This is a genomic window from Citrobacter sp. 21OH12SH02A-Citro (assembly GCF_027919895.1).
Classification (GTDB): Bacteria; Pseudomonadota; Gammaproteobacteria; order Enterobacterales; family Enterobacteriaceae; genus Citrobacter; species Citrobacter braakii.
On record NZ_CP114801.1, the window covers coordinates 1,088,335 to 1,103,732 of the forward strand.

Annotated in this window: 11 protein-coding genes and 1 pseudogene; 2 read left to right on the plus strand and 10 right to left on the minus strand. The window is 52.4% G+C overall.

Annotation, left to right across the window (positions count from 1 at the left end):
• Positions 1-25: 25 nt before the first annotated feature.
• The 8 genes and pseudogenes from gabP to O6D90_RS05345 all read right to left on the minus strand — a co-directional run bounded on the left by gabP (position 26) and on the right by O6D90_RS05345 (position 9,683).
• Positions 26-1,426: pseudogene (gene gabP, locus O6D90_RS05310) on the minus strand (GABA permease).
• 153 nt (positions 1,427-1,579) lie between these two features.
• The gene (gene gabT, locus O6D90_RS05315; protein WP_016157291.1) at positions 1,580-2,863 is read right to left on the minus strand and encodes a 4-aminobutyrate--2-oxoglutarate transaminase; all 1,284 of its coding nucleotides are present in this window, start codon (positions 2,861-2,863) and stop codon (positions 1,580-1,582) included.
• 25 nt (positions 2,864-2,888) lie between these two features.
• On the minus strand, positions 2,889-4,337 hold the full coding sequence (gene gabD, locus O6D90_RS05320; RefSeq protein WP_016157290.1) for an NADP-dependent succinate-semialdehyde dehydrogenase: 1,449 nt from the start codon (positions 4,335-4,337) through the stop codon (positions 2,889-2,891).
• A gap of 23 nt (positions 4,338-4,360) precedes the next feature.
• A complete protein-coding gene (gene lhgO / locus O6D90_RS05325) occupies positions 4,361-5,629 on the minus strand; it encodes an L-2-hydroxyglutarate oxidase (RefSeq protein ID WP_016157289.1) in 1,269 nt (422 codons plus the stop codon).
• A gap of 19 nt (positions 5,630-5,648) precedes the next feature.
• Complete coding sequence (gene glaH, locus O6D90_RS05330; protein ID WP_016154132.1) at positions 5,649-6,626, minus strand: glutarate dioxygenase GlaH; 978 nt, start codon at positions 6,624-6,626, stop codon at positions 5,649-5,651.
• Positions 6,627-6,866: 240 nt separating this feature from the next.
• Positions 6,867-7,580 (minus strand): MgtC/SapB family protein, encoded by a 714-nt coding sequence (locus O6D90_RS05335; protein ID WP_016157288.1) that lies wholly within the window; start codon positions 7,578-7,580, stop codon positions 6,867-6,869.
• A gap of 31 nt (positions 7,581-7,611) precedes the next feature.
• A complete protein-coding gene (locus O6D90_RS05340) occupies positions 7,612-8,847 on the minus strand; it encodes an MFS transporter (protein ID WP_016157287.1) in 1,236 nt (411 codons plus the stop codon).
• Positions 8,848-8,858: 11 nt separating this feature from the next.
• A complete protein-coding gene (locus O6D90_RS05345) occupies positions 8,859-9,683 on the minus strand; it encodes an MBL fold metallo-hydrolase (protein ID WP_016157286.1) in 825 nt (274 codons plus the stop codon).
• A gap of 336 nt (positions 9,684-10,019) precedes the next feature.
• On the opposite strand from O6D90_RS05345, the gene O6D90_RS05350 reads away from it, so the two are divergent.
• A complete protein-coding gene (locus tag O6D90_RS05350) occupies positions 10,020-12,194 on the plus strand; it encodes an extracellular solute-binding protein (RefSeq protein ID WP_016157285.1) in 2,175 nt (724 codons plus the stop codon).
• A gap of 51 nt (positions 12,195-12,245) precedes the next feature.
• Here O6D90_RS05350 and O6D90_RS05355 read toward each other — a convergent pair whose 3' ends face one another.
• The gene (locus O6D90_RS05355) at positions 12,246-12,848 is read right to left on the minus strand and encodes a short chain dehydrogenase (protein ID WP_016157284.1); all 603 of its coding nucleotides are present in this window, start codon (positions 12,846-12,848) and stop codon (positions 12,246-12,248) included.
• Positions 12,849-12,946: 98 nt separating this feature from the next.
• On the opposite strand from O6D90_RS05355, the gene O6D90_RS05360 reads away from it, so the two are divergent.
• The gene (locus tag O6D90_RS05360) at positions 12,947-13,837 is read left to right on the plus strand and encodes a LysR family transcriptional regulator (RefSeq protein WP_016157283.1); all 891 of its coding nucleotides are present in this window, start codon (positions 12,947-12,949) and stop codon (positions 13,835-13,837) included.
• A 43-nt stretch (positions 13,838-13,880) separates the two neighbouring features.
• On the opposite strand, the gene O6D90_RS05365 is transcribed toward O6D90_RS05360, so the two are convergent.
• On the minus strand, positions 13,881-15,395 hold the full coding sequence (locus O6D90_RS05365) for a tripartite tricarboxylate transporter permease (protein ID WP_016157282.1): 1,515 nt from the start codon (positions 15,393-15,395) through the stop codon (positions 13,881-13,883).
• Positions 15,396-15,398: the final 3 nt, after the last annotated feature.

Sequence of the window (15,398 nt, forward strand, 5' to 3'; positions counted from 1 at the left end):
TTCCCGGCCTGCGCCGGGAAAAGGTTTAATGCGTATTTTGCAACGGTGCTTTTTGCCACGATAGCAGTTTTTTCCAGCGTGACATAATAGGCACGGTGCAAATAATTCCTATGGCTAACAACCCGGTAGAGATAACTTCCAGTTGTTGAGCTGGGCGAAAGAGCATCACCACCAGCACAAAGATAATAAAGGCGATTACCAGCCAGGTAAGTCACGGATAGAGCCACATTTTCAGTTTAATTTCACCGCCTCGCGCCAGCAGGATTTTGCGCATCCGCAGTTGGGAAATTGCAATCACCAGATAAACCAGCAGGGCGATGGCGCCGGAGCTGTCGATCAGGAATTTGAACACCTTGGCCGGGGCGTAATAGTTGACCACCACGGTGAGGAACGCGGCACCCGTAGACAGCAACACCGCCACATAAGGCGTTTTACTCCGGTTCGTTTTACCCATAAAGGCGGGAGCATCGCCACGACGGCTCAGGGAGTAAAGCATACGCGAGGACGTATACAGCGCGGAGTTCAGACAACTGGTTACCGACAGCAATATGACACAGTCCATGATCAGCTTCGCGTGTGGGATATGCAGTAACTCCAGCACCGAGCGATAAGAGCCCACCTCTTTCAGTCCCGGCATGTTCCACGGAATCAGCGCGACGACCACGAAAATAGAGCACAGATAGAAGATGGAGATACGCCAGATAACCGAGTTGGTGGCGCGGACGATGTGCTTATCCGGGGTATCGGACTCGGCGGCGGCGATGGTAACAATCTCTGCACCCATAAAGGAGAACATGGTGATTAGCATCGCGCTGATCACCGCGCCAAAGCCGTTGGGCATGAAGCCGCCCTGATCCCACAGGCGCGAAACTCCGCTGACCTCGGCATAGGGGTAGAAACCGCTAATCGCCACCGCACCGAGAGTGATAAACGCCAGAATGGCAATCACTTTGCACAGCGCCAGCCAGAACTCGAACTCACCGTAATTTTTGACGCTCAGCAAATTACTGCCGGTTAATGCCAACGTGATAACCAGAGAAAACAGCCAGATAGGAATGCCTGGAACCCAGGAGTGCAGAATGATGGCGGCGATATTCGCTTCCAGTGGGATAACCAACACCCAGAACCACCAGTACAGCCAGCCGATGGTATAACCCGCCCACGGCCCGATGGCCTTATCGGCGTAGGTGGAAAAGGAACCGGTATCCGGGGTGGCAACGGCCATTTCGGCCAGCATGCGCATAATCATCACCACCAGCAATCCGGCGAACAGATAGGCCAGTAATACTGCGGGACCGGCTTCTGCAATCGCCACGCTTGAACCCACAAACAAACTTGCGCCGATAACCCCGGCAATAGACAGCATGGTGACGTGGCGTGATTTCAGCCCGCCCCCTAAATCATGTGATTGTGACACTTGCCCCATCTTTTAAACCTCTCGAAAGTATTTCACTTGGGAGAGCACCCCGGCATTCCCGCGCCGGGGCACGCGTATTTATTGTTATTGACCCTGTCTGCCGGATGGCGGCTCCGCCTTATCCGGCCTGAGGATTGCGTTTTTTATTGGTCGAATGCGGTGTTAACCCTGCTTCGCTTCGGCAAAACACTGAGCGATAATGTCCAGCCCCTGGCGGATTTGGGCATCTTCAATGGTCAGTGGGACAAGAATGCGCAGTACGTTGTAGTAAGGTCCGCAGGAGAGCAGGATCAGCCCTTTATCGCGCGCACGCGCGACGATTTCCGCGGTCAGTTTGGCGTCTGGTTTCGTGTGATCGCCGTCTTCAAACAGTTCGATTGCGATCATCGCTCCCAGCCCGCGTACATCGCCAATCTCGCGGTGGGTTTCCGCGATAGCCAGCAGGCCTTCGCACAGGGTTTGCCCCAGGTCGTTGGCTTTTTGCAGCAGATTTTCCTGTTCGAAAATATTCAGTACCGCCAGTGCGGCGGCACAGGCAATCGGGTTACCGGCATAGGTACCGCCCAGACCGCCCGGTGGGATTGCGTCCATGACTTCGGCGCGCCCGGTCACTCCCGCCAGCGGGAAGCCACCGGCGATAGATTTGGCGAAGGTGGTGAGATCGGGCGCAACGCCCATCTGCTCCATAGCGAACAGCGTACCGGTACGGCCCGCGCCGCTCTGTACTTCATCGGCAATCAGCATGATGCCGTGCTCGTCACAAATGGCGCGCAGACGTTGCATAAAAGCAGGAGAGGCGGCGTAAAAACCACCTTCGCCCTGGACGGGCTCAATCACGATGGCGGCAACGTCTTCCGGAGCGGCATCATTTTTGAAGATACGGTGAATGCTGGCGATAGCATCGTCTTCACTGATGCCGTGCAGCGGGCAAGGATAAAGCGCACGGTACACGTGGCCCGGCATCAACCCCATTCCTGCAGAGTACGGGTTTACTTTCCCGGTCAGCGACAGGGTGTAGTGGGTACGACCGTGGTAAGCGCCGCTGAAGGCGATAGTGCCGGTTCGTTTGGTGGCGGCGCGGGCGATTTTCACCGCGTTTTCCACCGCTTCCGAGCCGGTTGTCACCAGCAGGGTTTTTTTGGCGAAATCGCCCGGCACTTTCTTATTCATGATTTCGCACAGCTCCAGGTACGGCTCATAGGCCAGCACCTGGAAACAGGTATGGGACAGCTTTTTCAACTGTGCTTCTACCGCAGAGACGATCTGCGGGTGCAGGTGGCCGGTGTTCAGCACCGCAATACCGCCAGCAAAATCGAGGAATTCACGGCCTTCAACGTCCCAGACTCGACAGTTTTCTGCACGCTCGGCAAAAATAGGGTGGATTTGTCCTACGCCACGGGGAACGGCGTTGCTGCGACGTTGCATAAGTTCTTTGTTGGTGCTCATCAGGTGTTCTCCAGTATTTATTTTATTAAAGGCCGATGCACATATATTTGATTTCTAAGTAGTCTTCGATGCCGTATTTCGATCCTTCACGGCCAAGACCGGAGGCTTTGATTCCCCCAAACGGGGCGACTTCGTTGGAGATAATGCCGGTGTTAATCCCGACAATGCCGTATTCCAGCGCTTCGCCAACGCGAAAGACGCGGCTCAAATCACGGGCGTAGAAATAGGCGGCCAGACCAAACTCAGTGTCATTAGCCTGAGCGATGACGTCAGCCTCGTCCTTAAACCGGAACAGCGGAGCCAGCGGGCCGAACGTCTCTTCTTTGGCGACCTTCGCGTTGTCAGGCACATCCACCAAAATGGTGGGCTGGAAGAAGTTGCCGCCGAGTGCGTGAGGTTTGCCACCCGCGATAATGCGCGCGCCTTTATCCAGAGCATCGGCGATGTGTTCCTGCACTTTGGCTACCGCTTTCTCGTCGATCAGCGGCCCGGTGGTGACGTCAGGCTGCAGACCATCACCGAGGTGCAGTTTGCTCACTGCCTGCTGGAGTTTTTCGGCAAAACGCTCATACACGCCGTCCTGCACGTACAGGCGGTTGGCGCAGACACAGGTTTGGCCAGCGTTACGGAACTTTGATGCCAGTGCGCCTTCCACGGCTTTATCAAGATCGGCATCGTCAAAGACGATAAACGGCGCATTGCCGCCCAGCTCCAGCGACACTTTTTTGATGTCTTTGGCGCACTGCTGCATTAACTGACGGCCAATTTCGGTTGAGCCGGTAAATGACAGCTTGCGTACCAGCGGGTTGCCAGTCAGCTCGTTGCCGACCGCGCTCGCTGAACCGGTCACCACACTGAAAACGCCTGCCGGGATCCCGGCGCGATTGGCAAGCTCTGCCAGCGCCAGTGCGGAGTAGGGGGTCTGGCTGGCCGGTTTAAGCACCATTGTGCAACCAGCCGCCAGCGCCGGACCGGCTTTGCGGGTAATCATCGCCGCGGGGAAGTTCCACGGCGTAATCGCGGCGGTAACGCCGATCGGCTGTTTGATGACGATTAGGCGTTTGTCGGCCTGGTGGCCGGGGATCGTATCGCCATAGATACGTTTGCCCTCTTCGGCAAACCACTCAATAAAGGAAGCAGCATAGGTGATTTCACCTTTGGCTTCTGCCAGCGGTTTACCCTGTTCCAGGGTCATCAGACGGGCGAGATCGTCCTGATGCTCAATCATCAGGTTGAACCAGCGGCGCAGGATGTTGGCCCGCTCTTTGGCGGTCAGCGCACGCCAGGCGGGCAGAGCGCGGTTAGCGGCGTTAATCGCTTCGCGGGTTTCATCTGCCCCCATTTTCGGTACGCTACCTAATTGCTGACCGTTGGCGGGGTTGGTCACCGCGATGGTCTCGCCGCTGTTGGCGTCACGCCAGTTGCCGTCGATCAGTGCCTGCTGGCGAAATAAGGTTGGATCGTTAAGTTGCATAATTGCGTCCTGTCTAAATCGTTTTAACGGGTGAATGCGGCGTGTAATGTTTCCACGCTACGTGCCGCACGCAGCGTGCGTCCGGGATTACTCTGGTTCTCCAGCAGCGCATGAACTTTGCTGACAATATGCGCGCCGATAGGGATCGCCGACGTTGCTGCCGGAGAAGGTGCGTTACAGGTGTGAATTGAGCGTGGCGTGGTGACAAACAGGAAATCGTCGATTAGCTTGCCGTCCGGCGACACAGCCTGTGCCCGCACGCCTGCAGGCCAGGGCTGCAGATCCTTGAGCGTCAGACTCGGGCAGTACTTTTGTACCAGCCGCAGATAACCGCTTTTGCACAGCGAATTTTTCATTTCGCCAAGTCCTGAGCGCAGGTTATTTTGCAGCACGCGACGAATGCCGGAAGAGCTGAGGATCTCCAGCGTATCGCTGAGCGAGAAGTCGCGTTTACGGTAGCCTTCACGTTTAAATGCCAGTACCGCGTTGGGGCCCACGGTGACGCTGCCGTCAATCATCCGGGTCAGATGAACGCCGAGAAACGGCATCGCCGGGTCGGGGATGGGGTAGATCAGATGGTTGACTATCTGGTTATGTTCTGACGCCAGACGGAAATATTCGCCACGGAACGGACAGATGATAAAGCCGGGTTCAACGCCGAGCATTTTCACTAGTCGGTCCGCCATCAGGCCAGAGCAGCTAATCAGCGTCGCTCCCTCAAATTCCTGACCCTGACGGGTATGTACGACAACGCCCGCAGCGTGCTCTTTTAGCGCGCTGACCTCAGCGTTGTAGATAATCTCACCGCCTTTGGCCTGAAATATCTTCGCCATCGCGGCGGTAACTTCGCGGTAGCTGACGATCCCGCTCGACGGAACAAAAATACCGCCCAGCCCGGTGATGTTGGGTTCACGCTCGCGAAGCTCCTGCGCATTCAGCCATTCGCGCTCAAGGCCGTTAGCGGCGGTGCGATCCCACAGCGCGCGCATGCGCTCCATTTCCAGTTCGGAGGTGGCAACCAGCATTTTTCCGCAGACGTCGTAGCGGATGCCGTTTTGGTCGCAAAAGGCTTTTGTGGCGCGATTTCCGGCCAGGCAAAACTGCGCCTTCAGGCTGCCGGGGGTGTAATAGACCCCGGCATGAATTACGCCGCTGTTGTGGCCCGTCTGATGACAGGCCGGGCCGGACTCTTTTTCCAGCAGCGCGATTCTGGCGTCCGGATAGACATCAATCAGCTGCATGGCGGTCGACATGCCGATAATGCCGCCGCCAATAATCACAAAATCATACATCCGCTTTATTCCTTCGCGCTTACTGATGGGTCTGGTAGTGGTTTGTCGCGTAAGCGAAATAACCACGCTGGCGCATCAGTTCGCGGCGCAGGTCAGGATGCGAGGTGAAGCGATCGCGACCGTGCAACCAGAACAGGTTGTTGATTAGCAGGAATTTACCGACTGAAACCGGAACGGAAATAATGGCCTTGCTGGTTTCCAACGCATCGGACAAATCGCTCAGCCAGACGCCTTCTTCATAATCTTTAGGCTGGACGAACTGGTCGATGTAGCGCATCACCGGGCGGCCCTGCTGGTCAACGTCAAACACCGGATGGAACACTTCCTGGCTGACGTTTTTGCTTGGCGGTGCGGCAAAGCGCATGGCGCGACGCGCCAGCGGGTGGGTAAAGTACTGATCCAGATGTTCCCAGTCGTCGAGGTGCAGCAGCAGCGAGTTACCGCCGGTCATGTTCTGCTCGTCAATCTTCATCATCAGCACATAGTCGGTGATTTCTTCGAGGTAGGTTCCGTCGTTATGCAGCTCCATTACACGGTGCGGCTGGCGCAGATAGCTGTCTGAGTTATCAACGTTTTTCACCACAAAACGGGCATAGTATTGACCGCTCATCGCATCAAAATTGGAGCGCCCGATAAGATGCGCTACCGCCGTCGCCAGCTTGACCATCTCTTCAGCCTGTGCCACATCATCTACGCCAACAGCGTTGATCAGCAGTGCGCCTTCGGCACGATCGAGCAACGTTTTCAGCAGCAAAGGCTGCAACTGATTGCCGCACAGGTCGTCGAGGATCTTGCCCACTTTGAAGCGCAGGAAGGATTTGTATTCCAGTGCCTGCACCGGCCACTGCGCTACGGCTTTCAGAAATTGCTCAGTGGTTTCAGCGGAAAAAGTCAGCTCCAGCAGGCGTGGGGACTGGGCTGATGGTTTCAACGTGAAACCGCTGTAGTGCTGGGCTGGATCATCAGCGTTCGGTTTTACGGCAGTCAGTGCGTTCATCAAATCGTTCCTCTCAGTAGATTGTCAGGGAGATATGGCGCAGCTCGTTTCGTAGCCATAAATTAAAAATATCTACATTTTTGAAAAACGCGCACAGAATTGGCTTGTTTGTTTATTATTTGTGATCAAAAACAACAATTATTTAACATTATAAAAAGTAAGTATTTAGAGGCTGGATGGATACTGAGTGGCTATTTCAGGGGCGAACCCCCCTGATTTTAAAGAAGAATATAAGGTGTATTAATGTTCAAGTGCGATGGCGCAGACGTGTTCAACATGAGTCAGATCGTGGTATAAGTCGGGCAAGGTCATCTTTTTACGTATTACGATTTTGAGATTAACCTCAATTTTGCCCTTCTTGATATCCCTGATCGTGATGTTTTCAATAATGTTTTTCTGTTGATGAATGCGGGTTATCAGATTTTCGAGAGCGTCGCGTTGATCAAGAATAACCCGCACTTTTACTTTTCCGGGAAACTGGTTTCTGGTCTGTAAGAAAATAATGAATGGGCTTAGTTTGATGGCGAGTAAAAATAAAGCCGTGGCAAAAAAAGCATGAAAATAAAAACCGGCTCCACAGGTGATTCCCACCCCTGCAGATGCCCAGACAATTGCTGCAGTAGTAAGACCAGAGATAGCATCGTCATGTCGGTGCAGAATGACTCCCGCACCGAGAAAACCAACGCCGCTGATAATCTGGGCCGCCAGGCGCATAGGATCGCTACGGATATTCATCGAAATTTCAGCATAGTATTCAGCAGATTGTATTGATACGACAGTTAACACGCAGCTGGCTACGGATAAAATAACGCAGGTTTTGAAGCCGACCGGTTTCCCTTTCGATTCCCTTTCCAGGCCAATAATGCCACCCAGAATAAATGCAATGCTGATTTTGATGATCGTAGTTAAAGGCAACAATCCTTGCTCATTGATGATGGCAGCCAGATTATTCATGCAATTACCTTAATGAGAGAGTCTTTAACGATCAGGAGTTTGCTTTTTTCAATGTGAGGTCCGTTTTGCGTTTGGAAATATCGTCCCGGAAGAAAATCAGGAAGAATACGCTGACCACTGCGGCAACGCCTGCTGAAACTAGCCAGAATGTTTCCCATTGTGGTAACGACTCTGGACCTTGTTCCGTCACGGTGTTATTAAAGATTTGCCCGCATACGGTAGAAGCAAATAGCAGACCAACGCCGTTGGAGACGATAAATCGTAAGCTTTGGGCTTGTGCTTTGATCTCTGGCGCGGCTTTACGGTCAACATAAATGTCGCCCACGGTAAAGAAAAAGTCCCAGCAGAATCCTTGTAACATCAGGCCGATCAGCACAAACATCATGTTGGCATCCAGCGAAGCATTAGCAAATAATAGTGTGCGGATAATCCAGCAAACGGCGCCTAACATTAGAGTTATTTTGAAGCCAGCTTTCAGTAAGAAGAATGACAGCAGGAACATGAAAATGACTTCACAGGCGATGCCAACCTGCATCATTGAAGCGGCGTTATCGAATCCAAGCGCTTTTAAAAAGACCGGGATATAGGCGGAATAAGCCGTTTTGGGGATCATCAGGACAAAAATACTGAGCATCAAAACTGAGAAACTACGGTCTTTGAAGAGCGCCAGAGCGTCCAGACATAACAGATCGCGAAGCGTAAACACGCTTCCTTTTGCTTTCGGTGGGGTATTTGGCAACGTAAAACAGTACAGGCCGAGAACGACACCTGAGGCCGACGCAATATACCAGGTGATGGTATTTCCAGAATAACCCATTTCACCAATGATAAAGCCGATGACCATAAAGCCAAATGTGCCGAATACACGAATAAATGGGAAGTATTTTACCCCGTTAATGTGGCTGAAACTGATACTGTTAGCCAGCGCAGTTGTAGGATAAAACAGCAGACCAACCAGGAAAATCATGGTCAACGTCATACCTGTGTTGTGTGCCTCAATAAATTGTGGAACAAACAACAGTACACCAGCATTAATTAAATGCAGGATCGCCATGACTTTTTGTGACGAAAAGAAGCGGTCGGCGACCATGCCAATAAATAGCGGGGAAAGAATAGTCGCCAAGCCAAGCAAGGCATAGGATGAGCCAATAATTGTCGCCATACCATAGGTGCTCAATACCAGCCCCATGGTCATATTCCAGGCACCCTGCATGAAATATTGTATGAACATCATAATCAACAGGCGTGGTGTTTTATTAAGGTCCATATTGCATATCCTTATTGATTGATGCTCAGGTTAAGCCCGTCCCAGGCGACAAGAATATTTTCTTTGTCGCATGCCGCAATGAGATCGTCGTGCAGCAGACCTCCGCTGTGTGAAATATGCGAGACGATAAGTTGGCTATTTTTCTCAAGGCAACCCAGTTCCGCAAGCCTGTCTCTGGCGGCGAAGACTGTTTCCAGACTCATGTGGTTATTAGTACGATTATCACCATTAAAACCGTAGGTGCATTCCAGGACAGCCAGATCGATTTTTTTCCCTTTCAACCACTGCCATGTGAGCTCAGGAAACCAGCCTGAATCATGTCCGTAGAAAATGGACTGACCTTCCTTTTCGATAAACCAGGTATAACAAAGCTCCCACTTGGCATGGTTAGCCAGTAGCGGAGTGATGCGGTATCCGCGAGTTTCAACGGTCACGAAGGGAACCAGACAATGAAAAGCAAATCTTTCAGCGCTGTAGCCCGGTAACACTTGGGCGGCACCGTTAATTGCACGGTCATTACCAAAAATGTGCAACGGATGAGTAATCTCAAATCCGTACCCTTCCATCCGGCTAAAAAGATCGCCGACGTTGAAATGATCGGGGTGAGTATGTGTGAACAATAGCGATCTGATCTCTGTTGCGTCCAGGCCATCTCGCAGCAGTTGCTGGCTGAATTCAGGCGCGACATCAATGAGCAGTTCATCGTCGATAATCGCTGAAGAGTGTGTGCGTAAGTCTTTGCCTTTACGAATGCGGGCTTGCTGGCAGTGCTCACAACGGCAAAAAGGATTGGGGATCCCTTCAGATGCAGCGGTTCCCAGAAAATGAATCTTCATGTTTCCCTCTTAATGACAAATGTGATTGTTGTTTTTTTAAGCGTTAATGTAATGAAACGTAATTGGAACGTGTCAATTATGATTCCAGCGTTTTATATGAACAATGATCTTTTGCTTTAGAAGTGATCCTCTTCAAATATTATAAAATTTATATATGTATTTCATTGTGTTAAGAATTTAAGGTCATGAGTTTTGTCTATGGATAGCGTCAGGCTTTTATTTTGATATGCTTATAAAATGCACATTTTTGTTTTGTAACGTTCAAATTATTGTGCTGAAGATAGTTTCCTGATGAGTGCCGTGCTAGCATCAAAGCATCAGGGGAAGGATGTAAAAATGCCAACTATCAAAGACATAGCAAGAATTGCCGGTGTGTCGCATGGGACTGTTTCGAATGTGCTCAATGGCAGAGGGAATGTAAGCGTCGAGAAAATTGAAGCGGTTCAACGTGCAGCCCGAGAAGTTGGCTATCAGTTGAATGCGCAGGCGCAATCGTTGAGAGCCAGCAAAAGTCAGGGAGTGGCATTGATTCTGCCCGACATCAATGCCGAGCAGTATTTTCAACTCTATCGGGGATTGCATCAGGTCTGGCAGCCTTCATTAAGCGAACCGATTGACCTTTACCTGACCAATGATCTGCCCAATCTTGAGCTGGAGATCCTGCAAACGCTGGCGGCAAAGTCTTACCAGGCCATTGTCTCAGTCAGTTGCCTGAATGACAGTCAGCCCTATTACGACTTGCTCAGACTCTCTCCGGAGAATGTTCTGTTTGCCTATCGCCAGCCTGTCGGCGCAGTTTGTTATTTTAGCCTTGATTATGTGACTGCAGGCGAAGAAATAGCGAGAAGGGCGCTGGCACAGCAGCCGGGCCATATTGGCGTTTTCTGTGAACGTCTGGAATTTTCCCACAGCGCGCGCTTCACTCAAGCGATACAGGAAACCTGCCGAGAATTAAGTCCGCTTACAAAGCTGACGATTTTACCTGCACATGCCAGTGAAGCTAACACCGTCGCTTTTGACTTTTTTCGTGGGGCAATTCCCGATCTGTTTATTGTCCAGGACTCTGAGAGAACGCGAGCACTAACGCAAGCAGCCTGGTTTGGTAGCTCCCAGTCCTGCCCGCCGATATTGCAACTGAGTGATAATCTTCCTGCATCTTTCGACGGGATCACAAGCTACCAGATGGATTATGGTCGTTTGGGGACAACTATTGCCTCCAGTATTCGCCAGCCCAAAAGTAAAGAAAAGCATCGTATTCTGACGAATTGCGGTTTTTCCTGGAATGGTCAGTACGTGCCGCCGCCTGAGAAAGAGGCGACGCTGAATATGTTAATTTTACCGAGTCCTTCGACTGATGCGTTGAAGAAACTATTACCCCACTTTTATCGCCAGACCGGTATTAAGGTAAATCTTGCGGTTTATCCCTATGATGAAGTTTTTGAAATTCTCTCCCATCTTCATCTACATCCTTATTACGATTTACTGCGAATCGATATGGCGTGTTTTCCCTGGTTTGCAGAGAAAGCACTATTACCGCTGGAGTCCGTCTCTTCTGAGCTTCCGTTACTGCTGGAACACTTCTCTGAGCAAATTCAACAGCACTTCAGCATAGTAAATGGGACGGCATGGGCAATACCTTTTGATGCCAGTATGCAGCTTCTGTTTTATCGACGAGATCTGTTTGAAGATGCGACGATTAAACGGATGTTTTATGAAGCAACGGGAAAAGAGTTAACGCTTCCAGAGAGCTTTGCGCAATTTGATGAGATAGCGGCTTTCTTTAGTCAATTACATCAGCCAGAAAATAAACAGCGCCCGATGGGAACGGCGGTGACGCTAGGAAGCTCAGGGCTTATCGCTACTGAGTATCTGCTGCGCTACTACGCGCTCGGTGGGCGTTTGGTGCGTGAAGGCGAGCCGGTACAACTCGAGCCTTCACTTGCCACTGCTGCACTCGAACAATATCTACAACAACTTTCTATCGCCGTGAACCTGCCCGGAGAGTGGTGGAGTGACGCGGTAAAACAGTTTGAGCGTGGAAATCTTGCCATGCTGATCATGTATCTCAATTTGTTTAACGATGTGGCGCACACCGCCATAGCTCCCACAATTGGCTATGCGCCCGTTCCGGGGCAACTTCCACAATTGGGTGGCGGCTCCATCGGAATGTCCCGCTACAGTAAAAAGAAAAAACAGGTTGAGCAGTTCTTTCATTGGCTCTATTCCGATGAAATTGCCCGGCATCTGGTTCTGCTGGGAGGGAATAGCGCCTGGTCTGGAATATGTCACGACCAAAACGTTCTCAATCTCTACCCGTGGTTTAATTTATTGAATGAAAAAGGTATGACGGGAATAAGGGAGTCTGAGGGAAGTAAAGGTGAACCTTTCAACCTGCGCCAGGCAGAGATTATTATCGGGCAAGGTGTGACGAATGCGATTAACGGCATTATGGATGTCATCCAGGCCGTGGAATATATCAATGCGCGAATAAGAAACGAAACGGGTGCCTGAAAATAGGCAGCGCCTCTTACTGATGACGTAAGAGGCGAGGTAATGCTTTGATCAGTAACCGACTTTATAAATGCGCCCGGTTTGGATGCCTTCCACGCTGCGGCGATAGGCATTGGCAACGGTAGCGGCGGGGACGCTTTCAAAGCCTGGGAAGAAACCATCGTATGCTTCGGCGGATTCACTGAGTACGGTTGGGCTTATCAGGTTAATGCGCTGGCCACGACCTAGCTCACAGGCAGCAGCGCGCACAAATCCTTCCAGCCCGGCATTGATCGTTGCCGCATTCGCCCCTTGTGCGATGGGTTCATGGGCGATAATGCCGCTAATCAGCGTAATCGAGCCGCCATCATTGAGGAAATGTTGCCCGGTTAATGCCAGACGTATCTGGCCTAACAGCTTATCCTGTAATCCCTGATTAAAGTCCTCGTCGGTCATTGTCGACAGCGGGCCAAAGAACAGGTTGCCGGTGGCGGAAACGATCGCATCTACCCGACCGACTTTTTCAAACAATGCCCCGACACTCTCCTGCGAGGTGATATCGACCTGGTAATCTCCCCGCGTGCGACCTACGCGGATCACCTCATGTTTACGGCTTAACGTTTCTGTGACTGCGCGCCCCACTGTACCGCTGGCACCAATAATGACGATTTTCATAACCACCTCCAGAATAGTGTGAGCCACTATTCTTTAATGAAAATGAAATCGGATAAACTGGCTATAAGTTAGATGATTACTAACCAGGAGTTTGTAATATGGATAAGCTGCGCGGCATGGAAACGTTTATCGCCGTGGTGGAGAGCGGAAGCTTTACCTCCGCGGCAACAAGACTCGAGATGTCTGCGGTGATGGTGGGAAAATATATCACCCAACTGGAAGCACAGCTCGGCACGCGTCTGCTGGAGCGCAATACTCGCCGCCAGAGCCTGACCGATGCCGGGCGTGTCTATTTTGAAGAAGCCCGCCGCGTGCTGGAGCAGGTGTCGATAGCCGAGCGTTCGGTAGAGCGTCTGCGGCTGGCCCCTGCGGGGACGCTGCGCATTAGCGCGCCTACTTCTTTTGGCGCTTGCGTTATCTCGCCGCTGGCCGCTGCGTTTTTACAGGCCTGGCCAGAGGTGCGCATTGAGCTGGATCTGACCAACCGGATGGTTGATCTGGTGAATGAAGGCGTCGACCTGGCGATCCGTATTGGCGATATCCATCAGACTGATGTGGTGGCGAAATACCTGTGCCCTTACCGTATGGCGATCTGTGCATCAAAGGATTATCTTGCCCGTCATGGCACGCCCCTTACGCCAGCGGATCTGGTGGATCATCTGTGCCTGTCCCATACCGTGTGGACGGCTCGCAACGAATGGATACTGCCTGGCGTGACGGGCGAAGTCAGATGGAAGCGTGATGCGATCCTGCGCTGTAACGATGGTCATGGCCTGCGTATGGCGGCGGTAGCGGGGGCCGGACTGTTATTGCAACCGGAGGTGCTGCTGGCGCAAGAGCTGGCTACCGGGAAACTGATTCGGATACTGGAAAAGTTTACGCCGCAGCCGCGGCCGATTCATCTACTGTGGCGACAAGATTTGCGTCCGCTGCCCAAGCTGACGCGGTTTGTTGAGCACGTACTCAGTGCCGTTCAGGAATTAAGATGAAAATGCCGGATAAGGCGCGTCAGCGCCGCTATCCGGCGTATTATTAGCTGATATCCACCTGCGGTTTGCTATTACGTTTACGAATCAGGCGTAGCACCGGCGGGACGACGATAACCAGTACCGCCATCACCAGCAGCACTTTCGCCACGCCGCTGGCCCACAGAATATCCATATTACCGTTACTGATAGACAGCGCCCGACGCAGGTTCTGCTCCAGCATTTCCCCGAGAACGAAGCCTAAAATCAACGGCGACATCGGGAAGTGCATTTTGCGCAATATGTAGCCCAGCACGCCGAGGGCAACCATCAGCACCAGATCGAAAGTGGTGCTGTGGACGGCATACACGCCCACCGCGGAGACTGCCGCGATAGCCGGTACCAAAAACCACAAGGGGATGGTCAGCATACGGGTAAACAGGCCGATCAACGGGATGTTCATCACCAGCAGCATCACGTTAGCAATCAGCAGCGCCGCAATCAGCCCCCAGACGATGTCCGGCTGTTCGGTGAACATGGCCGGACCCGGTGTGATATTGTACAGCGTCAGCGCGCCCATCATCACCGCCGTGGTGCCGGAACCCGGTACGCCGAGCGTCAGCATCGGGATAAAGGAGCCACAGGCCGAGGCGTTGTTGGCGGCTTCGGGGGCCGCCACGCCGCGTATATCCCCTTTGCCGAAGCTGTCGCTATTGCCGCTGAGCTTTTTCTCGGTCATATAGGTGATAGCGCTGGCAATGGTTGCGCCCGCGCCAGGCAGGACGCCGACGAAAAAGCCAATCACCGATGAACGCAGGGTTGCGCCAACGCACTGCGCACCTTCTTTGGCGTTAAATAACATGCGGCCCGTTTTACGCACCAGCGTCTGGCCACTGCTGGTATGTTCCAGCATTAACAGTATTTCAGAGACTGAGAACAGCCCAATCACTACCACGATAAACTGCACACCGTCGGAGAGATGAACGCTGTCAAAGGTAAAGCGATAAACCCCGGTATTGGCGTCTACGCCGACGGTCGCAAGGCCGAGACCGATAAGCGCTGCCAGAAATGATTTCAGTGGGTTTTGTGCCATCATGCTGCCGAGGCAGGCAATGGCGAAAACCATTAAGGCAAAGTATTCCGCCGGACCGAAGGCCAGCGACCATTGGGCTAACGCCGGGGCAAACAGAATGATGCCGCCGATAGCGATAAGCGAACCCATGAAAGAGCTGACCGCCGAGATAGAGAGCGCAACGCCGCCGCGGCCTTGCTGCGCCATCGGGTAGCCATCCAGCGCGGTCATAATCGCCGCCGCATCGCCGGGAACATTCAGCAGGATGGAGGAGATACGTCCGCCGTATTCACAACCTATGTAGACCGTAGCCAGCAGGATCAGCGCAGATTCTGCTGGCAGATGCAAAGCGAAAGCCAGAGGCAGCAGGATCGCCACGCCGTTAATGGGTCCAAGACCAGGCAACAGCCCGACAATGGTACCGACAAAACAGCCAATCAGGGCGATGACCAGGTTTTCCGGCGTCATGGCCACCGCGAAACCCTGAGAAAGATAAATCCAGGTATCCATCGT

Coding starts and splice junctions, on each gene's coding strand:
- O6D90_RS05340 (WP_016157287.1), bottom strand. CDS start 8,847: ATGGACCTTAATAAAACACCACGCCTGTTGATTATGATGTTCATACAA.
- O6D90_RS05360 (WP_016157283.1), top strand. CDS start 12,947: ATGGATAAGCTGCGCGGCATGGAAACGTTTATCGCCGTGGTGGAGAGC.
- lhgO (WP_016157289.1), bottom strand. CDS start 5,629: ATGTATGATTTTGTGATTATTGGCGGCGGCATTATCGGCATGTCGACC.
- glaH (WP_016154132.1), bottom strand. CDS start 6,626: ATGAACGCACTGACTGCCGTAAAACCGAACGCTGATGATCCAGCCCAG.
- O6D90_RS05350 (WP_016157285.1), top strand. CDS start 10,020: ATGCCAACTATCAAAGACATAGCAAGAATTGCCGGTGTGTCGCATGGG.
- O6D90_RS05365 (WP_016157282.1), bottom strand. CDS start 15,395: ATGGATACCTGGATTTATCTTTCTCAGGGTTTCGCGGTGGCCATGACG.
- O6D90_RS05355 (WP_016157284.1), bottom strand. CDS start 12,848: ATGAAAATCGTCATTATTGGTGCCAGCGGTACAGTGGGGCGCGCAGTC.
- gabT (WP_016157291.1), bottom strand. CDS start 2,863: ATGAGCACCAACAAAGAACTTATGCAACGTCGCAGCAACGCCGTTCCC.
- O6D90_RS05345 (WP_016157286.1), bottom strand. CDS start 9,683: ATGAAGATTCATTTTCTGGGAACCGCTGCATCTGAAGGGATCCCCAAT.
- O6D90_RS05335 (WP_016157288.1), bottom strand. CDS start 7,580: ATGAATAATCTGGCTGCCATCATCAATGAGCAAGGATTGTTGCCTTTA.
- gabD (WP_016157290.1), bottom strand. CDS start 4,337: ATGCAACTTAACGATCCAACCTTATTTCGCCAGCAGGCACTGATCGAC.